The organism is Virgibacillus salarius, from assembly GCF_039521925.1.
Taxonomy (GTDB): Bacteria; Bacillota; Bacilli; order Bacillales; family Amphibacillaceae; genus Virgibacillus; species Virgibacillus salarius.
Genome location: NZ_BAAACY010000006.1, coordinates 1 through 21,570, shown reverse-complemented (window position 1 = coordinate 21,570; position 21,570 = coordinate 1). Strand labels below are relative to the sequence as shown.

Sequence of the window (21,570 nt, the reverse complement as noted above, 5' to 3'; positions counted from 1 at the left end):
GAGAGCACACACACAGCTCTCTCTTTTTTGTCACAAAACAGCTAGCTATTTTGTCTATATAGTGAAGGGCCAATATTTAAAAGGAGTGATTTTGAATGGAACAACGAATCAATTATCAGAAGACGTCACCTGAAATTGTCAAATTACTAGTGCAGCTTGAGGAATACAAGAAAAAAACAGCGTTTGATCTGAAATTAATCGAATTAATTAAAATTCGCGTATCACAGATGAATGGCTGTGCTTTTTGTATCGACATGCATACGAAGGATGCGCGGGCAATAGGAGAAACCGAGCAAAGGATATATTGTTTACAAGCTTGGCGTGAGGCACCATTTTATACAGAAACCGAGCGTGCAGCTTTAGCATTAGCAGAAGCTGTGACTGCTATCTCAGTAAATGGTGTGCCTGATAAACTATATAAACAGACACGCATGTACTTTGATGAAAAGCAATATATTGATCTTGTAGCCCTTATTATTACCATCAATTGCTGGAATCGTTTGTCTATTTCCGTTAATAATGTACCTGGAAATTACAGCCCTGTTACCGCAAAATAGCTTGATACCAGAGCAAGTATTCTATCAACAAGTATAGGTACTTGCTCTACTTGTTTAAAGTATTCACGTTAAGTAGCAGCTGTAATGTTACGAAAAACAAAAATGCTGCTGTAATGAAGCTAACATAACCCCATATATTCAATTTATCTTTTCTCACTTCGTTTATTCCCATTACGATGAATAACAATCCTAATAATAAAATAGTTAATGGCATGAAACGCAAATCTCCTGTTAAAAGTTGATAACCTGATAACACGATAATCGTTAACTGTAAGCTTCTTCTACTAACTCTGATGATAACCACTTCCCTAAATGCGTAATTCCATTTCACGAAGATTAGATGTTAATCCTTTATACGTAAAGACTTCACGGGAAAAACTTTGAAACTCTTTTTCTAATCCGTTGATAATAAAGACCTGATTGAAGCGAAAAGGTAGCAAACTCAATAACCGCTATACCAAAAACAATTAGCATAAACCAATCCATTTTGCCCATATCCGCTGACCACTGCATTGAAAAAAGCACCACGTACATGCTAGTCATCGGAAGCATCATGAAAAGATGAGAAAATGCAATTCGCTTAGCATGATCTAACATATGGACTGTATCGTTATATAATTGCGGCAACTCTTCACCCTCTTCATAGGCCATAGACCAAATCGACCATTTATTCATAAATCCTTTTGATGCATGCATTAGCCTCCATCCAGCACCAAGGTGCATATCAAAGTAAGCGCGATTTAACTCTTTCTGGTAGTCCACACAATATCGAATATGCTGCGGCCTACTATCTTTGAAATAAAATCTTATTCCAAATGTACGAACTGCTACAAGCTGCTTCCCCTGCTTAGCCATCGCTTCTAACCATTTCTCTAACTTATCAGGTGCATATATCCATCCTAACCTCCATTTTACAAAGTCTGACGTATACTTTTCTTGCGACAACCTCTGTTTGTTTTCTAACACGTCGCACGCTTCTAATTGTTTTACCGATTGATTTAATTTGAAAAAAGAATATGGAATATACATCCATAGCGATAAGCCGATTAATGCTGTGAATAGCCATCCTGGCCCTCCCTCTACAGATGGTGGCACACCAGCCATTACTAACGAAACTCCCAGTAACAAAACGGGGGGAAGGGCAGTGAATATCAAGGCGAGTAATAGTATGAAAAATAACTTTCTAAGGGTATCGTTTCTCCGTATCATTCCTTCCCTAGCTGGAAGTGTTGTAATATCATGTAATGTTTTTTCGTTACGCAGTACATGCCAATTTCGCTCTGCATAAATTTGTCTCCAGCCATCCTCCTGTAATGCTTTCGATAGATCAGCTTTACCCCTTTTCTCGTGTTCTATCCAATATGTTGGTGTTTGCATGATTGTACCTGCTTTTTCAAAATAAAACCGTCTTGTTAACCGATTGAACTTCACAAAGTGATAACCCTGCTGTGCCATATATGTTAACCAATTCTCTGTCGCATTTACATCATAACTCCAAAATGGACGGAATACGCTAATCATAATAGCTCCTCCCCATACTTTATTGCGTTAGCATGCAATTCTTTTAACCGTTGTATTTCTATCTGTAATAAATTCTGACCTTTCTGGGTAATTTCATAGATCTTCTTGCGTTTACTGTCTGAATAAACACTAATCAACCCATCTCGGTGCATCTTAGTCAACGTACCGTAAACTGTTCCAGACCCGAGACGAATTCGATAATTGGTTATTTCTTCGACATGCTTAATGATTCCATAGCCATGTCTTGGTTCAATTAAAGAAATAAGAATATAAAAAGCTGTCTCTGTCATTGGTATGTAACTTTTCAGCAGTTTCTCACGCTTCATCACATCCACCTACTATCTACTTGATATGTCACAACTCGACTATATCGCATCGTGACATATCGGTCAACGATGATATAAAGGATGCACCATGTTCTTCTACTATGAATAAAGTGAAACTTCAATCCGCGGGGCTTCGGATTGATAGTTGAACCAATCGGACATTTACTGGCAGTTGTTCCCACTCTTCTCCATATTGACTTCACTTTATTGCTTGGTTGGGGGCTTACTGCCAGTTATATGCGGGATAAAGAGGATGTATAATACAGATCTTCAACGTAAAAAACGATACGATGGCTTTTGATGATTGGAGTCGGGTGTATGTCTGTGAAAAGCGAGTAAGTTTTATTCGATTACGAAAAAAGCTTGTAGCGAGTCTCCTAGCTCACTACAAGCTGTGTTTTCTTAGGATTGATGCTGATCTAGAAAATCAAGCATCCGCTTATATACGTTTATTTCATTTTCTTTTTTTGCGAAGCCATGCCCTTCGTCCTCTAATACTAAATATTCCACATCACGCCCTTGTTTCTTAAGCTTGGCAACAATTTGATCCGATTCTTCTTTTACAACGCGGGGATCCTTTGCTCCTTGAATGACTAGCATGGGCTTCGTCATTCCGTCCAAATAAGTCACTGGAGAATCTTTAGTAAATCGTTCTTCATCCCTAATTGGATCACCTAACCAACGTTCCATAAGCGGCTTCCAATGTGGAGGAACTGAATTAACAAAAGTAAATAAATCAGAAGGACCAAATATGTCAACAACTGCTTTAAAATATTCAGAATGACGTCCATGTAATAATAGCGCCATGTATCCCCCATAGCTGCCTCCTACTAAAAAGAGCTTCTCTCGAGTGCTAATTTTGTTGTTAAATAGCCACTCTACTCCTGCTACACAATCCAATCGTGGTCCTTCACCCCAATCCTGCTCCACCATTTTCACAAAAGAGGCTCCGTATCCTGTGCTGCCTCGGAAATTAGGAGCAAATATTGAATAACCACGATTTAAGAAGCATTGGAACATTGAACGAAACATTTTTCGTTCGGAAGCTTGTGGTCCACCATGTGGCCAGAAAATTGTATGACCGTTATCATATTCTGGATGGGCTTTAAACAGCAAGGCTTCTATTTCCATTCCATCATAGGAGGAATAGTTTACAATTTCCGGTTCAACCATATCTTCATTTTTTACACCAAGTACTCCATTATTCGTAAGTTGCTGCCAATCCTCACCATCCACGGATTGAAAAATATTACTAGGCACTGTAGCGCTTCGTCCTAATAAAAAGATGGAACCAGATGTTGTAACATGACATTGATCAATTACATCTACTGGAGACTTTAACGTATGGAGCTTACCGCTTGCTACTTCATAGCGATACATCACATCCGTAACGCCTTTTTCCGTAATAAAATAAAAGCATTGATTCTCTTTATGCCATTTTAAAAGTTGTATACTCTCGTTCTCAATCGTTAAAACTTTTGAAAACTGTTTCGAACCCAAATCAAATTTTGCAAGATAACTATATTCACTCTCATAATCTGTTAAAAAATAGATGGTTTGATTATCTGTAAATATCGGATCAAATACAACATGGACTTTATCAGGATTTGGTGTGAGGTAATTTTTATTCTCTCCAGATTTTACATACCCTGTTACATAGGTGTTTGCGAACGAACATAAATACACGTATGCTTCTTCATCCTTGGAAACAGCGGCTAACTCTGTAAGCGATTCCTCCCCTTCATGTATAAGTTGATCCGTATCTGTTCGAAGATCTCGGACTCTCGCATTCAAAAAAGAGGGATTATCTTCAGACGTCATATAGTATAATCGCTCCCCATCTTCACTTAAATGCGAAAAGAAATATTTTTCCGATGCCTCTCCTGTTACTAAAGGTTGTGGCAGACCTCCCTCAGCAGGCAATGCATATATATGGTGGTTTTCATCACCATCTTTATCAAATCCTGCTAGTACAAATCGATTGTTCGGATCAACCTTGATAAAGCTACAAGCTTCATCATGATGGGCAAATAAATAAGGAAATGTGTCTGGTAGATCCATTGCCCATAAATTCATCTTACCATTTAAATTCGAGGTAAATATTAACCGCTTCTCATCACCGCTAACTGTAAAATTTGTGATCGTATAGGTACGAAAAAACTGCTCCACCGTTGGCTTTGGAAAATTTAACATTACTCTCCTCCTATCTTTTTTCACCTACATTCTAAGTTATTAGAAAATTAATACTTATATGTAGTATAACGTATCTGTATGAGGGTCGATAGTATTACTATACCAATAGTAGCACGTAGCAGTTTGTTGTAACACAGTCAGGAGAAGTAGAATCTTCTCAGCCTTTAGAAGGAGAAGGAGCAGTGAGATGTTAATCCTACATATCAAGAAGTGAAGATGAATAGAGGGTTGCCCAAGTAACATATAATTTAAATCATATTAAAGAAGGGAGCAAGAAACTCATGCAGCAACCCATCGATTCGACTGCATAGGATTTTGTAATCGAAGAAATTAGCCATCGTGCATCTGATTCGATGCAAAGGATTTCGCCCGAAAGATATAGCTTCTATATAATATAGAAACTGCATCAATAGTTCCAAATCTTATCTATTTGTATAAAAAATCCTGTGATTGATACGAAAACAATAAAGACTAAAAGTCGACTTAAATTAGAAATTCATCCTTATGTATCCTTTGAGGATATCCATTATAGAACCCTAAAATCTTTCATACTTTCTCCAAGAATATAGTGTGAAAACCACATCAAATTCTGCTTCATAATAGCCACATTAATTCCTGGTTGGTCTGAACTATAATTCCTTTAAATATAATTAATTCTGTATCAACTTCCATATCCCTTAACCCTTGATATAGCTCATATGCATTTGGAGTTGGAACTCTTACATCCTTTTCGCCATGTTGGATTAAAGTGGGAGTACAGGCAGTTTTAATATATGTCATTGGTGATGTTTTCGTATATATCCCTGGATCATTCCATGGATTATTTCCTAAATACATACTAATAAAGTAAGGTATATCTGTATTTACATAATGGGTACTCCAATTAGTAATTCCACCTCCAACTGAAATAGCCACAAATCTACTACTAAATGTTGAACAGAAGGCTGATATATATCCTCCGTTGCTCCATCCCATAACCCCTACTCTATCTTTATCTGCAATCCCTTTGTCAACTAGATTATCTACTCCAGATATGACATCATCGTAGTTAACAATTCCCAGCTTTCTATAGTTAGCTTTCAAGAATTCATTACCATAACCAGAACTTCCCCTGTAGTTTGGTTCTAAAACGATAAAGCCTTTTCCAATAAACTGTTCAATAGGATATTTCTCATTAAAACAATCTGAAAATATTGGAGAGGATGCCCAAGCTGGACCACCATGGATTACCACTAATAAGGGATACTTTTCATTTGTGTCAAACTCTACTGGGGTTGATAAAACTCCCTCTATTTCAAGACCATCACTATTTATCCATGAAATTATTTCCCTGTTACATTTAAGCCTTCCTTTGAAAAAGCTATTTTCATTCGTTATTTTTGTATCGTCTAAATAGATTTCAAAGATTTCATTTGTTATAGCCTTATTATAGGATATATGATTTTCATCCCTTGTTATAGAAGCATCTATTATAAAACTATCTACTTTTTCGCTTAACATTTCCACAGTGCCATCCTCAGCTAGTAACCCAATAAGATAATTAGTTTTATTCTGCCATCTAATTAAAATTCCTTTAGTTGTCCAGCGTAATGGAACTACCGTACTATCAAAATTTGCTAAAAGGTTGAATGAGCTCTCCATTATTAATATCATATATTTCTAAATTAATATCTTGTATATGGGTCTTATAGTAATCCTTCTCCCTTATGCTTGCTGCGTAACATATTTTGTTGCCTTCAGGAGAAAAGCAAACACTCCCTCCCAACAACTTATCTATATGCATCTTTTGTAGCTCTTCCGCTTTAATATCTAATATGTATAGATCTCCATTCAGATACTCTTCCATATTTGGGCTTGGTGTAGCTATAAATACAACCTTTTTCCCATCATCTGAAATATCAAATCAAATTCATGGATATGAAAATCCTTACCATCAGTTAGTTGATAAACAACGCTATTTTTGTGTTCATATTTATCATTTTGTATCACTTTATCTATTTCAATGTAACATAAACAATTATTCTGATATTCATTACCTACATGACGGAAATCTCCATACAGTTCCTTACGTTTCCTTATCTCCTCGCATTCTTTTAACTGCGCAACATAATAAAAACCCTTGCCATTAGGCTCCCATTGGAATTTACTGACTCCTTCTTTCTCATTAGTAATTTGAACCCCGTCATAACCATCTATCGACTTAACAAAGATTTGATTTGTCTTATTCTCCCCATCACCAACTGGGCTAAAGGTATGCAATATTCCTAGAATCTGGAGACCATAATGGGTATGTACTATCTATTTCACCAGTTGTTAATGGGTAACACTGCCCCTTTTCTTTTTCATATATCCATACATGGTTCCGATATTTATTGTCTTTCCAGTTAGCTGGCTTTTTGACAAATGCTACGTTTTTGCCATTATCACTTATGTTTGTACCTGATAAGGTTGGTAATGAAATAATTTCTTCTATACTTAGATATGTTTTTTCATTCTTTTTCATTAATAAACCACCTCGTAATGTTACTATTGTCAAAATTGTAAAACCTATTGTTTGACCACATAGGTTAGGACTAATACCAGAATTTAATCTCACTAATATCCTAATTTATGTATTGTACTTGAAAATGTTATACAACAATCTGGCCAGATTGATTTAGAACTTATCTCCATGTTAATACATGCCATTACCATAAACCAGTATTTTTGTAACGCTTTCTTTCATCCTACTAAACTTTGATTTTATTAAGATTTATTAATTACCAAAAAATACCTTTACAATAAGAGTCCTTCTAGTAAAATAAAAATATATAGGTTTACTGAAGGTTACAAATGATAATTGATTATGCTCGGCTCGGGTGTCTACTATTGATCAAAACTTAGATCGGCAAATTGGTATGTTTAATCAATATGATTGTAAAAAATAGTTAAGAAGAAGTTTACAGGTACGATTAAAGATTGAAAAGGACTTCATCAACTTTTTAATGTCATCAGGCAAGGCGATACAGTTGTAGTGGAGAGCATCTCCCGTTTAGAACGGTGGATATCCTCAATATTATTCAACGGTTAGAAGAAATGAGTGTTATCACGCAAATTGTTTTTAGTTTCTATCACTGCGTTAGCTTTACTGATGGCATTTATTTACTATGTAAGCGCTTCTTTAAAGTCGGCTGAAGAATCACTAAAAGACTCATTGAATTCTTTGAGAGAAGGAGATTTTGATTCATACATCAATTCTGTAGTGGACGATCGTTTTGAATCAAAATAACAACAAAAATCAGAATATGCAGAACTATTATCAGAAAACCCATTGGTAGACTTCAATATTTTAGAAAGGGCTATGTTATATAATTTTGTGACAAATTGTTCTAATAGTTAAACAAATTATAAGGAAGTGATGTTGTGAATATAAATCATAGTGAAAAAAGTAAAGTTTTAGTTATAGGTGGTGGGGTAGTAGGGCTAACTACAGCATTGATTTTACAAAATGAAGGACATCAAGTCAAAATAGTTACAGAAAAGCTCGCTCCTGAAGTTACTTCCGTAGTCGCAGGTGCATTGTGGGAGTGGCCTCCGGCTGTTTGTGGAAACCACCAAGATGAAGCTTCAATTAAGATATCAAAAGAATGGTCATTACTCTCTTATAATATATTCTCGGATTTATCTAAAAACAAAGAAAGTGGAGTATACATGCGTGATGTTACTTTCTTTTTTAAAAATTTAATAAAGGATAACTCTAAAGATTTAAAAAAAATGAACGAATTAAAAAGACATGTTCGTAGTTTCCGCCATAGTGTATCACTGATTGAAGAAAAAGGAGTTAATCCAGAAATGGGTATTAAAGACGCATATACGCTGTTAGCTCCTATGATTGATACGGATATCTACATGAAGTGGCTACAAGAAAAGGTTGAAAAATCAAATTGTGACATTATAATGAAAAAAATTGTAGGAAATTTAGAACAACAAGAAGAAAATTTAAAAGCGGAATACCAAGTGGATGTAATTGTAAACTGTACAGGTTTAGGTGCTATTGAATTGACTGATGATGACATGACCCCGTTACGTGGTGCATTAGTTAGAGTTGTGAATGATGGGCAACAATTCTCTAAATTAGATGAAGCTTATTGTATTTCTCATGATGGAATTAGTGAAGATCCTGGCTTTATTTTTATCCTTCCTAGAGGGGAAAACATGTTACTTTTAGGAGGTTTAGCTGAACTTAATAAATGGGATTTAGAAGTTAATTTAGAAAATTATCAACCAATTGAAGAGATGTATAATCGTTGTAAATCGTTCTTCCCTCCGCTTGAAAAAGCAATTATTGATTCCTATGAACCTGTGCGTACTGGTTTAAGGCCTTTCCGTGAAAAAAGTGTTCGTTTAGAAAGAGTACCTAACTCATCCATTATACATAACTATGGACATGGTGGCTCTGGAATCACTTTTTCATGGGGATGTGCGTTACAGGTTCTGGAAATGATTAATGGATTAAATGTTAAAGAGAAAGCAAAAAAGGATCTTGTAAATATTATTTGAGGATCTATTGCAAAATCAACTAAAGCGTGGAGAATTTGTAGTTGATACCAATCCAAAAGAGAAGTAAACTACTTTCTTCACGTTCTTTTTCTACATATACTCATCTCTTTTTATCTAAGCCAAATATGCCATCACCTTTGTAAGTTCTTCAACCATTTCTTGAACATCCAATCAATTACTGCTTTAAAAGAACAGTTAGATGTAAAGTGAAACTTCAATCAGTGGGGGGATTACTGCCAGTTATATACGGGACAAAAGTAGAGTAGATAGTAACGTTAAATACATTAACACTTACTCATTATAGTATTGATAAAACGCATGATCGTAACGCTAATTCAGTTGTTGTAGCTATTCTTAACGCAAAAAAATAGCCACCTGTTCCACAAAGGGGTATGGGCTATTTTTTCTTTCTAAATTAGATAACGCCAATCCCTATCATAAGGATGGGTATCTATCGACCATAGCTGGAACTGTGGTCGTTCTTTTATTATATGAGTGGTTGTTTTTATTGCTGAGCAGTTCTTACTATTTAATCCTTTACTATTTTTCCGTCGCGAATCGTTACAATTCGATCTGCATAGCTAAGTACGCGCTCATCATGCGTTACCATAATTCCGGCCTTGTTTCGATCTTTAATTTCGCCTGCCAAAAGTTTTACAACATCCTGACCTCGCTTGGAGTCAAGGCTTGCAGTAGGTTCATCAGCAAGAATTATTTGCGGATCGTTCATTAGTGCACGAGCAATTGCTACTCGCTGACGCTGACCTCCTGACAGCTCATTGGGATAATTATTCAACCGATGCTGCAAGCCAAAATGAGTAAGTAAATCACTCCCATGTTTAACTCGTTTCTTGGCAAGCACTTGAATAATATTCAACTGATCTTTTACCTTGAGATATGGAACTAAATGAGCAGCTTGAAACACAAACCCAATCTTTTCAAGCCGTCTTTTCGTTATTTCTTTCGATGATAATCCAGTAATATTCTCTCCAGCCAACAGCACGTTCCCACTTGTTGGAGAAAGTAGTGCCCCGGCAATTGATAACATCGTACTTTTTCCTGATCCAGAAGGACCAACTATCGCAATAAATTCACCTGATTTTACTTCTAAGGATACTTCATCCAAAGCGTTAAAGCGATTTGGACCATCTGTATAAGTTTTCGTAACATGATCTAAAATAAGTGTCATTATGCAGCAGCCCCCTCAATTGCTTCAATTGGATCAATTCGCGTTACTTGATAAAGGGATAACAGTGCTCCAATAAAGGAGACAATCATCATAATAATGGCTGGCTTAAGCATTGTAACTAATTCGAGGTGAAATGGCATATCACTAGGGAATAACGCACCTATTCCAACCGTAATCGCTGCTCCTAATGCGATACATACAACGGCAAGTAATACTACTTGCCCCATTAACCCCTGAATCAAGTAGCTGTTATTAGCACCTAATGCTTTTAACACCCCAAACTGTTCCCTTTTTTGTAGTGTGATGACATAGAAAAACACAGCCAGCACAAATGCAGCAATGACATATAAGAAAATGATCATCATATTTAGCGATGCCTGTTCCTGCGAATAGCTAGGAATCCCCTGAAGTGCATCTTCTTTTGTCATTACATCAAATGACCCTTCTACATGGGCGTCGCCTTGTACAGCAATTGCATTCACTTGATCTAAGCCTTGATTATGAATAAACACAACGGGAGTATGACTGTATCGTTGACCTGATGTAAAAGCTGACACAATGTAAGAGGCTTCCCCAATTGTCAATTTATCGCCAAGCTTTACACCCTCCTGCTTTAATGTAGTGTCGGCTACTACTTGTTTTTGATTTGTTGGAGAAACTCCTTCCGTTATTTTTGGCATCAGCATACTATCAGGTTCTGTTGCAAACATTGCAATATCTAGTTGCTGTTGACTGTTATTTCTGGTGGCATTCATCATCCGAATGGCTAAAGTACTAGCATGCTCATCACCTTGATTGTCTACAATCTCTTGCGCCTCGCCCATTGGAATAAAGGATTTTGTAAGTTTTCCCTCTGCATCCTTTGTTAAGATTAACAAATCCGCTTGCAACTCTTGAATCGAGGACGCATTATCAGCAGATAGACCTTGAGCTAACCCCGAAATAATAAAGATTAGACTAGCCGTTAAAACCATAATGAGACCAATTAATATATATCTAGTTTTCGCAAATAGTAACTCTCGAATTGCAAGAAACATTGCACTTCCCTCCTCTTCTGCTTCTAATATAGACCTTTTGTATGAACAGAAGATGAACGATTCGTTACTATTGCGGTAGCGTTATAATAATCGCTGTTCCTTGCCCTTCTTCACTCTTAACCATGATTGTTCCAGCATGTAATTCTACAATTTTCTTTGTAATGGCTAATCCCAGACCTGTTCCACCTGCTTTTCGCGTTCTAGCTTTATCAGCTTTATAAAACCGATCAAAGATTTGAGGGATATCTTCTTGAGAAATTCCAATACCTGTGTCCGTAATAATAACTTCAACATTCGCTTTCCCTTTTTTTACAGTTATTGATATCTTTCCTTCTTTCAATGTATAACGAATGGCATTTGTTATAACATTCATCCATACTTGATGTAATAATTTAGGATCGCCGTTAATAACCGTTGACTTAGCATCCCATTCTATCGATAGATTTTTTTGGCGCCACTGCCATTCAAGTGTAAATAATATTTCCTTCATCTGCTCCGATAGATCAAATGGAATACGCTCCAGCTCATTATTGCCTTGATCCAGCTGAGATAAGGTAAGCAGTTGCCTGCTAAGTACAGATAATCGTTTGCTCTCTTTTTCAATAATGGATAGATAATGAATGCGTTCTTCGTTGGAAAGGTTCTCCTCCTGAAGGGCTTGTGAAAACCCTTGAATTGATGTAAGTGGAGATTGAATTTCATGGGAGACGCTTGCAACAAATTCCTGTCTTTTTTCTTCTGTTTTTTGTAAACTCTCACTCATGGTTGAAAAATTTCTTGCCAAGCGTCCAATCTCATCCTTACGGTTAACAGCTAATTTTATATGATAATTACCTGCTGCAATTTTTTTCGTAGCCACTGTTAATGACTGAATTGGGTTTACAATCCAGCGTGTACTAAAAAGCACAAACAAGAAGCTAAAAAACAAGGCAAGTCCAATAATAACTGCAAAAAAGATACGCATTTCACCAAATTGCTGCACGGAATTTGGTCGAACAAATAAGGCAAAGCTATCGTCATTAGCATTTATCGGCAAGCCAATGGTATTTGAAAGTGCATGATCAAAAAATCCGGTTACAAAGGGCTGCCAAGGATAATTTGCAATGCCGTGGTATATGTTACCGCTTAAGACATCCTGTACAACCGATGATTGCAATTCTGTTGTATCAAATGGTTTGCCAAATGTCTTGCTCTGGCCATCATTATCAATTAAATAAAAGGAGTATCCTAAATCTGCCATATCCCTTAAAAAATGACCAATCGATTGATCACTACCATTGTAAAGATCAACAATATTGTTAGCCATATGAGTAACCTTTTTATCATTTTCTGGTTTTAATACATGCTGGTAGTAAACGTTACTAGCAATAAATGCGATAATGGAGCTAGTAATCATGATAGCCATCGTTGTAACAATAATTCGTACATAAAGTGTCCGCATTAGTGAACACCTGCATCGCGAATGAATTCTAATTTATAACCAAGCCCTCGAATGGTTTGAATGGAAAAGTCGTTCTGCACTGAGGTAAATCTCTCGCGAAGTCGCTTAATATGTACATCTACTGTTCGGTCATTACCTGGATAATCTGATCCCCATACCAATTCAATCAACTGTTCTCTAGAAAATATTCGATTCGGATAACTCGCCAATTGTGCCAACAGTTCAAATTCCTTTAATGGGAGTATGATTGTCTTCCCTTGTGTATGAACCTCATAGCTTTTTCGATCAATCACTGTATTGCCAAGTTGTATTTTTTCATTATGTTGCATTTGGAACCTGCGGAGCAATGCTTTAATTCGAAACAAAACTTCCTTTGGTTCAAACGGCTTTACAATATAATCATCTGTACCAGCCATATATGCTTTCTCCTTATCTGTCAGTTCACCTTTTGCGGTAAGCATCAGAACAGGGATATCATAATCGGTACGAATTTCTTTACAAAGCTGATATCCATCGATTTGCGGCATCATGATATCTACAATTGCCAAATGAACTTGTCGCTTCGCTAATTGCTTCAATGCTGCTTGACCATCTTCGGCCTCAATAATTTGATATCCTTCCTTTTGTAAATAGAATCGAAGCAGTTCACGGATATGTGCATCATCATCGACGGTTAAGATTGTTATCAATGCTTACTACCTCCTGTCTTCATTTTGTTCTTCTCTATTATAGAAAGATGAACAGATTGTGGGGCTAAATAGCATGTAGATTCTATCTAAAATTGGAATGCATTGTGGGGTGCACGAATTTATTCACCCCTGTTTTATTAAACGAATATACTGTGCTTTTTGTTTATCTTGGATTACTACACCTAGCTTGGCCAAATCTTCACGTAATTGCTTTGCTTCCTCCTCATTATCCTCCTTTAATGCTCGTTCTCTAGCGTATAGAATAGAATTAATATCGGAAGGATATTGATTATTACCCAATTCCCAGCGTTGATAATCCTTTATAAAAGGGTCTTCGTTCTTCCAAGGGTAACCATAATATAAAAAGGCTTCCTTTGCCTCTTCCTTTTTAACCTCCAAGTCTTCTCGGAAAATTTCTTTACTATTTTCTCCAAGAATAATCAAGGTTTTATTTTCCATAAAAATTGCAGAAATAGCCTGCTTATGAATATCCCTTCTCATCTCTCCAAGAATTAAAGTAATCTGTTTATCGGATACCTTCACCTTCAGCGTTACATGAAAGACATAAACTATAAAAGCGATACCTGCAATAACGCCTACAATTGTAGCAACAACCGAAACCCAAAAATGATTTAATGAATCAATTATAGAAATAATACCTTCCATCGGTACAAATGGCAGCTCTAGTACCCAATCAATGATGACAGGAATAAACCAGCCAAGCAGCCCACCAACGGTAATAGAAATGACAATGATAAACAACTTATCGAATCGCTTTAATCCTAAGACTGTCTCTTCATTTAGCATGTTGTTTCCTCCCTCCACTACTTCACCATTTTAAATACCATGTTTTTTAATTCTTCTCCATATTGTTCCGTACTTTGTTTAGAATCATTGGATAGCATAAACTCTGAAATAGCTCCTCGTATAATAGTTACTACTGTTTTAACGGAAAATTTAGCAAAATCATTATTCGTCTGTCCCATTTGTAAGATATCCTTTAATAATATCGTTATTGGATCTCCCTCTTCTTCCTCTAACAGATAATAAGGTACATATTCATCTGTGCGTGCATGAAAAACAATTTCTATTAGAGCAATATTATTTGAAAGATGCTTCAACTGATAATCTAAACTTGCATCTATATAAGCTGCTAATCTTTCCTCCGCTTTACTATTTTGCTCTACCCTTTTACGAATGAATAAAAATTCGTTCTGAATCAGATAACCAAGCGTACTATTCATCAAATCTTCTTTTCCCGAGAAATGATACGAAATAAGGCCAGTACTAATGTTTGCTTTTTTAGCTATTTTAGATAAACTGGCACTTACATAACCAATCTCTTCAAGAACTTCAATTGCTGCCTTTATAATTTGTTCTCTTCTAGCTTCAGCAATAAAGGATTGTCTATCATTCATATATCACAACTCCTGATCAATTGATCATTTTTTTGATTGAGCAACCAAATTATAGTAGGAACAAAAATGGTTGTCAAGAACATTGAAAAGTTACTATCCATACATACTAAAAGCCGCCCATTAAGCGGCGGCTTTTAGTAGTTACTATTTAAAATTAATGATTTGTTCCAAGCAGTCTTTCAATTACAGCTACGACTTGATTAACATATTTCTCACATTCTTCTTTCGTTGGTGATTCAACCATTACCCGCACCAGTGGTTCGGTACCAGATGGTCTTACTAAGACACGTCCTTGTTCTCCAAGTTCCTCTTCTACTGCTGCAATCTCTTTCTTTATTTCTGGATGATTTAATGCTTCTTTCTTGTCAGAGACTCTTACATTTTTAAGTATTTGCGGATAAATGGTCATTTCTTCTGCTAACTCTGACAGCGGCTTACCAGTTTCCGTCATTACATTTACTAATTGTAACGCTGACAGCATGCCATCTCCCGTAGTGTTATAATCTAGAAAGATAATATGTCCAGATTGTTCACCACCAAGATTGTATCCACCTTTTCGCATTTCCTCCATCACATAGCGATCCCCTACTGCTGTTTTATCACTACGCATGCCATTCTCTTCCAATGCTTTATAAAAACCGATATTACTCATTACCGTAGAAACGACCGTATTATGACGAAGGGCTCCTTTTTCATTCATATATTTAGCACATATAAACATGATTTGATCGCCATCTACAAGATTTCCTTTTTCATCAACAGCAATTAATCGGTCACCATCGCCATCAAATGCTAGACCAATATCAGCATCTTTCTCTTTCACAAAAGCTTGAAGCTTCTCCGGATGTGTAGACCCAACACCATCATTAATATTCAATCCGTCTGGAGATGAGCCGATAGAATAGATATCCGCTTCTAAATCAGCAAATAAATGTGTAGCCAAACTTGATGTAGCACCGTGTGCACAGTCAAAAGCTATTTTTAATCCGCCAAAATCATTATCAACCGTATCTTTTAAGAAGGATAGATACTTTTGACCGCCTTCAAAATAGTCGTTGACGCTCCCAACATCGGCACCAATCGGACGTGGTAACTCGTCTTCTCCGTCCATAAGCGCTTCAATTTCATTTTCTTGATCATCTGTTAGTTTAAAGCCGTCTGGACCAAAGAATTTAATTCCATTATCTTCAACAGGATTGTGAGAGGCTGAGATCATTACACCAGCTTGTGAACTAGTTGCTTTGGTTAAATACGCAACACCTGGAGTGGAAATAACACCTAGTCTCATTACTTCTGCACCGATAGAAAGTAATCCGGCTACCAGTGCTCCCTCAAGCATATGGCCAGATATCCGCGTATCACGACCAATGATGATCTTAGGTCGCTGCGTTTCTTTTGTTAATACGTAACCACCAATACGCCCTAACTTAAAGGCTAATTCTGGAGTAAGATCCTTATTTGCTACTCCGCGTACTCCATCTGTTCCAAAATAATTTCCCATGTGAGTTTCTCTCCTTTATATCCTTTTCACCGTTTATCAAGCGAGAGCAATCCTATATTAAGATTCACTTATTTCAATCGTAGCTTGTTCGAATTCAGCTTCAACGGTTACTCCATCGGGTCCTTCAATCGTTATTGGGACATCATGCTCCCCAACGTCCAGACCTTCCACATTTATTGATGCTTGGAAATCATCAGCTTTTAGCTTTGCAATGTCTGCTTGATTTCCAGTAACTGTGATGTCTAACTCTGCATTGGATGGATCGATAAAGGATACTTCTTGTCCATCTCCCAGAGATTCTACATTAATTGGTAAAGCTTTAATGGTTTTCGTTTGTTCTATTTCTACATCCACTTTAATATTCTCTACTCCAGGTGCGCTTGCTCCCTCTGGTAAGGCTAACTTCGCCTCGATTGTACCTGATTGTTCAATCTTCGACAAATCGATGTCTTCCGTTGTAATCTCGTCAATATTTTGGAGCAAGCTATTGCTTGCAAACACTTCCACTTCCTCTACATTAGCAGAAATCGATGATAATGCATAGCCCTCCGGCAACTTCCCACTCGTCTTTAAACTTAGTGGTACTTTCTTGCTCGGATTATCTATATCCGCAGAAATGATAACATTCCCTGGTTCAACATTCACGTTTAATTCACTACCTTGATTATCATAAACATTAACAGGTACTTCCCGATTATTAATTGGCTTATCCAAATTAGATAAATCGACATATGCTTTTACAATACCAATCTTATCAATTACGCTTTTGGCACTGGTAATCGTTACGGTTTTAGGATTAACTTCGTAATCACCTAGCTCATAACCTTCAGCAATTTGACTTTCATTTAAGAAGTCAACCATGACATTGAATTCTTTCGTTGCTTTCTCTTCAATGGTTACATCAATCCGCTTTGGTTCAATATAAACATCTAATCCGCTAGAAATATCATGTTGTAATTCCACGGTATGTTCTCCAGCTTTTAATCCTTGTAAATCAACATATACGTTGAAATTCCTATTTTTAATTGTAGGAGTGAGGAAGCCAGCAGACCCTTCCATGGAAACAGATACGTATTCAGGAACACCACTAACCACATATTTTTCGTTATCAATTTTAATATTTACTGGCACATCATCTAAAGTCTGTAATTCTTGAGAGCTGTCCCCCGATGGAAACGTTAAGCCATCATTATTTGGTCTATTTTGTACTTCTACAGACACAAAGACATAAAACAACACCGCAAAGGCCAAGGAAACGACACGGACAAACCATTTACTTCTAAACCAATTATCCATTTTTGTTTCCCCTCCTCTTTTTTGACTTTTTACTAGGGGCTTTTAAGCTTAATGACAAATTCTCTCGTAATAATGTACGAAGACCTTCTTGGTCAAGCTCTCTATGTAGCTCACCATTTTTTGTACATGAAATATTACCTGTTTCCTCCGATACAACTATAGTTAAAGCGTCAGTAACTTCACTAATTCCCATTGCAGCACGGTGTCTAGTACCAAGTTCTTTGGAAATAAAAGGACTTTCCGATAATGGTAGATAACATGCTGCGGCAGTGATAATATCTCCTTTTAAGATCACCGCACCATCATGTAATGGTGTGTTTGGAGTGAATATATTTGTAAGAAGCTGATGTGTCAGCTTGCCATCAATTGGGATACCTGTCTCCGCATAATCGCCAATGCCTGTCTCGCGTTCAATCGAGATGAGAGCACCAATCCGTCGTTTTGCCATATAATTACAAGACTGAATAATCGCTTCAATATTTTGTTCAATTATTTCTTCTTCTGAGCGTGAGCTTCGTCCAAATATATTACCCCTACCCAGTTGTTCTAGCGCTCTTCTCAGTTCAGGCTGGAACAGAATAATGATGACAATAAGTCCCCATTCAATTATCTGATTGGTAAAATATTGAACGGTTTGTAAATTTAAAACAATACTAATAAGCCATACAGCCAATACTACAGCAATTCCTTTTAAAAGCTGGATTGCCTTCGTTCCTCTGATTAGCATGATTAATTTATATATAACATACCAGACGAGAGCAATATCTACGCCTATCCTTAGGAGCTGTATCAGGTCGAATCCCCCATCAAGCATGATTACACATCCTTCTACGAAAAATTTCTAAACACTAGTTTCATTGTGACCATAACGTTATTATTATAACATAATTTTACCAGTAACATGTATGATATCACTCTAAAGTAAGCAAGTAATCAACTACTTTGACGGTATAAGAAAAAGCCTGAAATCGGAATGCCGATATTCAGACTAATCTATTGTAGCCTCATAATGCAAAAACACTTTGAAACAGTTGTTTAATTGAGTACCATATCCATTCAAAAACTTGATCAACGTGCTTTAATTCTCCGTTTACCTCTCCAACTGAAGCCATCAGTCCTTCACCTTCAATTGGTTCTTCTATCAGCTTACCGTTGATGAGTGTCACATTTCCATCAATGGTACCATTTATAATGAGATTTCCATTTTTTACTAGTAAGTCTCCATCTACGGTCACATCCTGCGGCACAATAACTGTATCCCCATTAATGACCAAGTCCTCCTGTTTGGAAACAACTAGCTCACTATCCTGATTCCAAACGGAAAGCATTCCACTTAGCATAAATACGAAAAAGATGGCTGCTGCTGTAAGCATTGGATGAGCCTTAAACCACCTTGTATATTTTATTCGTTTCTTTTCTGTAGGAAGCTTTTCCATAACAGTAGCTGTGAAATTCGCTGGTGCTTTTATTTGTTCTGCACTTTGAATAAATGTAATGGTTCGTTTTAACTCATGAAAATGCCTTTGGCATGCATCACAGCTCTCTAAATGCTGACTAAGTGTTTGCTCTTGCTCTTTGGTAATATCACCGTCTAAATATTTATGCATTAATTCTACAGCTTCATTATTACATTTCAAGTGAGTCACACTCCTTTACACGTGACGAAGCTTTTTCCGTAAAGCTTCCCTTCCTCGGTGGATTCGGGTTTTTACCGTTCCTAAAGGGATGTCTAGGATTTCACTTATCTCCTGAAGGGAAAATTCTTCAATATATCGAAGCATAATGATACTTCGATATTTCGGAGGAAGCTGTATGATCTCCTGTTGAATATAGCGTTGCAGCTCTAACCCTTCCACCTCTTCCTCTGGCAGACGGCCGTTATCAGCCAATTGAGAGTACATATTTAATCCTTCTGTCCCCTTTACTTCTGCATCAAGGTAATGATCCGGCTTCCGTTTTCGAATACGGTCAATCGTTAGGTTTGTAGCAATACGATATAACCATGTTGAAAACTTCCTGCGGTCATCAAACGAATGGATATTTACATATGCACGAATAAAAGCTTCCTGCGCTATATCTTCCGCCTCGTGTGCATTACCAAGCATTCGATAGCAATGCTGATAAATCTTGTTTTGAAAGAATGAGACCACATCCTCAAAAGCTGATTGATCTCCTTTTTTCACTTGTTTTATTCTCTCTCTTATCATTTCATCCATATTGGTACCTCCGCCAACTATGCGGTATTCATGTTACGAATAACTCCTCGAAAAGGTTTCAAAAAATAACAGAAAAATTATCTATGTTTATGATTGCAAAAATTTGGCTACTCTCCTATTATAGTATACTAGATAGGAGGATAGTTTTGTGAGTAATTATGTTTTATTGGAAAAAATCGAAAAATGTCGAGAAGAAATGATATCTCTGAGTAACTCACATGCATTAACTTCCGAAGCTGTCATCTCTTCTAGTATGAAGCTAGACCAGCTCATTAATGAATATCTTCATAACAGTAAATAATATGTATGTATTCACAAAACATCACGTTACAACACAATAAAAATAGAGAAATTAGGGTAAAAAAAGACATCAAATTTCCAGTTTGAAATTTAATGTCTTTTTTATTGATCGAAAATTTCACCACTGCTATTCATTTTATTATTTCAATTTTTCTCCAAAAAGTGATCCCATTAATCCGACAGCAACAGTAGCAGTTTTATTTTTTTCATCCAAAATTGGATTGACTTCGACAAACTCTGCAGACGTCAGTAGTTTTGATTCTTCAAGCATTTCCATTGCCAGATGACTTTCTCTATAAGTAATACCACCTATAACTGGTGTTCCTACTCCTGGAGCTTCTGATGGATCAAGCCCGTCAAGGTCCAAGCTTAAATGCACTCCATCCGTACGTTCTTTCAAATAAGAAATCGTTTCTTCCATAACCTTTGGCATTCCCATTCGATCTAGTTCATGCATCGTATAGACCTTGATCCCCCTGTCGCGAATCAACTCTCTTTCGCCAGGATCGAGTGAGCGTGCACCAATAATCACAATATTCTCTGGTTTAATCTTTGGCGCAAACCCTAAAATATTTGTTAGCTTTTCATGACCAATTCCTAAACTAACAGCTAGCGGCATACCATGGATATTACCTGATGGTGAAGTTTCTCCAGAGTTTAAATCACCATGTGCATCATACCATATCACACCAAGATTTTCATAATGCTTGGATATCCCGGCTAAACTACCAATTGCAATACTATGATCTCCGCCGAATATTAAAGGAAAATGTCTCTTTTCTATTTCTTTATCTACCATTTCTGCTAGCTTTTGATTTGCCTCAACCACTTGAGCTAAATTTTTTAAATTACTACTATTATCCGTCGTAGGTTTATCCGGACGATTAATCGGGATATCACCGAGATCATGGATTTGATAATCTAATTCTTCTAATTTTTCAATAGCGCCTGCGTAGCGCATAGCACTAGGCCCCATATCCACTCCACGGCGGCTTTGACCTAAATCCATTGGTACACCAATAATTGATATTTTGTTCTTCATGTAAGCGCCCCCTTTACTCTATTGTAGACAGAAAAAACAAGATGACTCAACTCGACATTAGATTGTATATATATGCATACTCAAATATAACGTCATATTTCCTACACCCTTATCTAGTACTGGATCTTCAGCAGCATGGACACCCTTGCTTTTGGCTATGTACTTATCACTACTAGGTCGTACTGAGAGACTTTCACCCCATTGGAGCCCACCACGCCATAATGGGCAAACCTAAAAAAACGGAGCAAAATTCGCTCAGTCCTTATCACTACATGCTCAGATTTACGCTTCCTCTAGTAGCTATT

At 36.8% G+C, this 21,570-nt stretch carries 20 protein-coding genes and 2 pseudogenes; 5 read left to right on the top strand and 17 right to left on the bottom strand.

Translation table 11 applies throughout. From position 1 onward, the window contains the following. Positions 1-95 precede the first annotated feature (95 nt). Positions 96-557 (top strand): carboxymuconolactone decarboxylase family protein, encoded by a 462-nt coding sequence (locus ABDZ84_RS00715; RefSeq protein WP_026679702.1) that lies wholly within the window; start codon positions 96-98, stop codon positions 555-557. A 46-nt stretch (positions 558-603) separates the two neighbouring features. On the opposite strand, the gene ABDZ84_RS00710 is transcribed toward ABDZ84_RS00715, so the two are convergent. From ABDZ84_RS00710 to ABDZ84_RS00700, 3 genes are read right to left on the bottom strand one after another with little or no spacing between them, the layout of a single operon-like run. Then, positions 604-888, bottom strand: a complete 285-nt coding sequence (locus tag ABDZ84_RS00710; RefSeq protein ID WP_152525392.1) for a DUF3953 domain-containing protein — start codon at positions 886-888, stop codon at positions 604-606. 35 nt (positions 889-923) lie between these two features. Then, positions 924-2,078 carry a DUF2812 domain-containing protein gene (locus tag ABDZ84_RS00705; RefSeq protein ID WP_026679703.1) on the bottom strand — a complete coding sequence of 385 codons (1,155 nt, stop codon included), beginning with the start codon at positions 2,076-2,078 and terminating at the stop codon, positions 924-926. Then, positions 2,075-2,404, bottom strand: a complete 330-nt coding sequence (locus ABDZ84_RS00700; RefSeq protein ID WP_026679704.1) for a PadR family transcriptional regulator — start codon at positions 2,402-2,404, stop codon at positions 2,075-2,077. The genes ABDZ84_RS00705 and ABDZ84_RS00700 overlap by 4 nt, the downstream gene beginning before the upstream one ends. Before the next feature lie 138 nt (positions 2,405-2,542). Here ABDZ84_RS00700 and ABDZ84_RS00695 point away from each other — a divergent pair, with 138 nt between their 5' ends. After that, positions 2,543-2,665: a hypothetical protein gene (locus ABDZ84_RS00695; RefSeq protein ID WP_256365765.1), complete on the top strand. Its 123-nt coding sequence runs from the start codon at positions 2,543-2,545 to the stop codon at positions 2,663-2,665. Between the two features lie 141 nt (positions 2,666-2,806). Here ABDZ84_RS00695 and ABDZ84_RS00690 read toward each other — a convergent pair whose 3' ends face one another. Together ABDZ84_RS00690 and ABDZ84_RS00685 are read right to left on the bottom strand one after the other, a co-directional pair. Then, positions 2,807-4,597, bottom strand: a complete 1,791-nt coding sequence (locus ABDZ84_RS00690) for a S9 family peptidase (RefSeq protein WP_343779333.1) — start codon at positions 4,595-4,597, stop codon at positions 2,807-2,809. A gap of 526 nt (positions 4,598-5,123) precedes the next feature. Beyond that, positions 5,124-7,100 (bottom strand): annotated as a pseudogene (locus ABDZ84_RS00685) (S9 family peptidase). Positions 7,101-7,494: 394 nt separating this feature from the next. Here ABDZ84_RS00685 and ABDZ84_RS00680 point away from each other — a divergent pair. Next, positions 7,495-7,681, top strand: a pseudogene (locus ABDZ84_RS00680) (recombinase family protein); the annotation flags it as partial. A gap of 318 nt (positions 7,682-7,999) precedes the next feature. Beyond that, positions 8,000-9,136 carry an FAD-dependent oxidoreductase gene (locus ABDZ84_RS00675; RefSeq protein ID WP_026679766.1) on the top strand — a complete coding sequence of 379 codons (1,137 nt, stop codon included), beginning with the start codon at positions 8,000-8,002 and terminating at the stop codon, positions 9,134-9,136. Between the two features lie 529 nt (positions 9,137-9,665). Here the strand turns inward: ABDZ84_RS00675 and ABDZ84_RS00670 are convergent. The 11 genes from ABDZ84_RS00670 to sigW all read right to left on the bottom strand — a co-directional run bounded on the left by ABDZ84_RS00670 (position 9,666) and on the right by sigW (position 19,923). Beyond that, positions 9,666-10,325 (bottom strand): ABC transporter ATP-binding protein, encoded by a 660-nt coding sequence (locus ABDZ84_RS00670; RefSeq protein WP_026679765.1) that lies wholly within the window; start codon positions 10,323-10,325, stop codon positions 9,666-9,668. Further along, entirely contained in the window at positions 10,325-11,362 is a 1,038-nt protein-coding gene (locus tag ABDZ84_RS00665) for an ABC transporter permease (RefSeq protein WP_343779330.1), read from the bottom strand. The genes ABDZ84_RS00670 and ABDZ84_RS00665 overlap by 1 nt, the downstream gene beginning before the upstream one ends. Positions 11,363-11,429: 67 nt before the next feature. Then, a complete protein-coding gene (locus ABDZ84_RS00660) occupies positions 11,430-12,803 on the bottom strand; it encodes a sensor histidine kinase (protein WP_281949654.1) in 1,374 nt (457 codons plus the stop codon). Beyond that, positions 12,803-13,492: a response regulator transcription factor gene (locus ABDZ84_RS00655; protein WP_026679762.1), complete on the bottom strand. Its 690-nt coding sequence runs from the start codon at positions 13,490-13,492 to the stop codon at positions 12,803-12,805. Before ABDZ84_RS00655 ends, ABDZ84_RS00660 begins: the two co-directional genes overlap by 1 nt. Positions 13,493-13,615: 123 nt before the next feature. Further along, positions 13,616-14,299 (bottom strand): YqeB family protein, encoded by a 684-nt coding sequence (locus tag ABDZ84_RS00650; RefSeq protein ID WP_026679761.1) that lies wholly within the window; start codon positions 14,297-14,299, stop codon positions 13,616-13,618. Between the two features lie 17 nt (positions 14,300-14,316). Then, positions 14,317-14,910 carry a TetR/AcrR family transcriptional regulator gene (locus tag ABDZ84_RS00645; RefSeq protein WP_026679760.1) on the bottom strand — a complete coding sequence of 198 codons (594 nt, stop codon included), beginning with the start codon at positions 14,908-14,910 and terminating at the stop codon, positions 14,317-14,319. 154 nt (positions 14,911-15,064) lie between these two features. Then, a complete protein-coding gene (gene glmM / locus ABDZ84_RS00640; protein ID WP_026679759.1) occupies positions 15,065-16,411 on the bottom strand; it encodes a phosphoglucosamine mutase in 1,347 nt (448 codons plus the stop codon). 57 nt (positions 16,412-16,468) lie between these two features. Beyond that, positions 16,469-17,707, bottom strand: a complete 1,239-nt coding sequence (locus ABDZ84_RS00635) for a CdaR family protein (RefSeq protein ID WP_343779325.1) — start codon at positions 17,705-17,707, stop codon at positions 16,469-16,471. Then, entirely contained in the window at positions 17,700-18,521 is an 822-nt protein-coding gene (gene cdaA / locus ABDZ84_RS00630; RefSeq protein WP_026679757.1) for a diadenylate cyclase CdaA, read from the bottom strand. Before cdaA ends, ABDZ84_RS00635 begins: the two co-directional genes overlap by 8 nt. A gap of 190 nt (positions 18,522-18,711) precedes the next feature. Beyond that, a complete protein-coding gene (locus ABDZ84_RS00625) occupies positions 18,712-19,353 on the bottom strand; it encodes a zf-HC2 domain-containing protein (protein WP_345739469.1) in 642 nt (213 codons plus the stop codon). Positions 19,354-19,359: 6 nt separating this feature from the next. Beyond that, positions 19,360-19,923, bottom strand: coding sequence for an RNA polymerase sigma factor SigW (gene sigW / locus ABDZ84_RS00620; protein WP_026679755.1), 564 nt, complete (start codon positions 19,921-19,923; stop codon positions 19,360-19,362). 148 nt (positions 19,924-20,071) lie between these two features. On the opposite strand from sigW, the gene ABDZ84_RS00615 reads away from it, so the two are divergent. Continuing rightward, positions 20,072-20,224, top strand: a complete 153-nt coding sequence (locus tag ABDZ84_RS00615) for an aspartyl-phosphate phosphatase Spo0E family protein (RefSeq protein ID WP_080668607.1) — start codon at positions 20,072-20,074, stop codon at positions 20,222-20,224. A gap of 138 nt (positions 20,225-20,362) precedes the next feature. Here ABDZ84_RS00615 and rocF read toward each other — a convergent pair whose 3' ends face one another. Then, complete coding sequence (gene rocF / locus ABDZ84_RS00610) at positions 20,363-21,265, bottom strand: arginase (RefSeq protein ID WP_026679754.1); 903 nt, start codon at positions 21,263-21,265, stop codon at positions 20,363-20,365. Positions 21,266-21,570: the final 305 nt, after the last annotated feature.

Bases quoted from the DNA above. Each gene is read 5' to 3' on its own strand.
- ABDZ84_RS00715 (WP_026679702.1), top strand. From the start codon at position 96: ATGGAACAACGAATCAATTATCAGAAGACGTCACCTGAAATTGTCAAA.
- ABDZ84_RS00705 (WP_026679703.1), bottom strand. From the start codon at position 2,078: ATGATTAGCGTATTCCGTCCATTTTGGAGTTATGATGTAAATGCGACA.
- ABDZ84_RS00700 (WP_026679704.1), bottom strand. From the start codon at position 2,404: ATGAAGCGTGAGAAACTGCTGAAAAGTTACATACCAATGACAGAGACA.
- ABDZ84_RS00690 (WP_343779333.1), bottom strand. From the start codon at position 4,597: ATGTTAAATTTTCCAAAGCCAACGGTGGAGCAGTTTTTTCGTACCTAT.
- ABDZ84_RS00670 (WP_026679765.1), bottom strand. From the start codon at position 10,325: ATGACACTTATTTTAGATCATGTTACGAAAACTTATACAGATGGTCCA.
- ABDZ84_RS00665 (WP_343779330.1), bottom strand. From the start codon at position 11,362: ATGTTTCTTGCAATTCGAGAGTTACTATTTGCGAAAACTAGATATATA.
- ABDZ84_RS00660 (WP_281949654.1), bottom strand. From the start codon at position 12,803: ATGCGGACACTTTATGTACGAATTATTGTTACAACGATGGCTATCATG.
- ABDZ84_RS00650 (WP_026679761.1), bottom strand. From the start codon at position 14,299: ATGCTAAATGAAGAGACAGTCTTAGGATTAAAGCGATTCGATAAGTTG.
- ABDZ84_RS00645 (WP_026679760.1), bottom strand. From the start codon at position 14,910: ATGAATGATAGACAATCCTTTATTGCTGAAGCTAGAAGAGAACAAATT.
- glmM (WP_026679759.1), bottom strand. From the start codon at position 16,411: ATGGGAAATTATTTTGGAACAGATGGAGTACGCGGAGTAGCAAATAAG.
- ABDZ84_RS00635 (WP_343779325.1), bottom strand. From the start codon at position 17,707: ATGGATAATTGGTTTAGAAGTAAATGGTTTGTCCGTGTCGTTTCCTTG.
- cdaA (WP_026679757.1), bottom strand. From the start codon at position 18,521: ATGCTTGATGGGGGATTCGACCTGATACAGCTCCTAAGGATAGGCGTA.
- sigW (WP_026679755.1), bottom strand. From the start codon at position 19,923: ATGGATGAAATGATAAGAGAGAGAATAAAACAAGTGAAAAAAGGAGAT.
- rocF (WP_026679754.1), bottom strand. From the start codon at position 21,265: ATGAAGAACAAAATATCAATTATTGGTGTACCAATGGATTTAGGTCAA.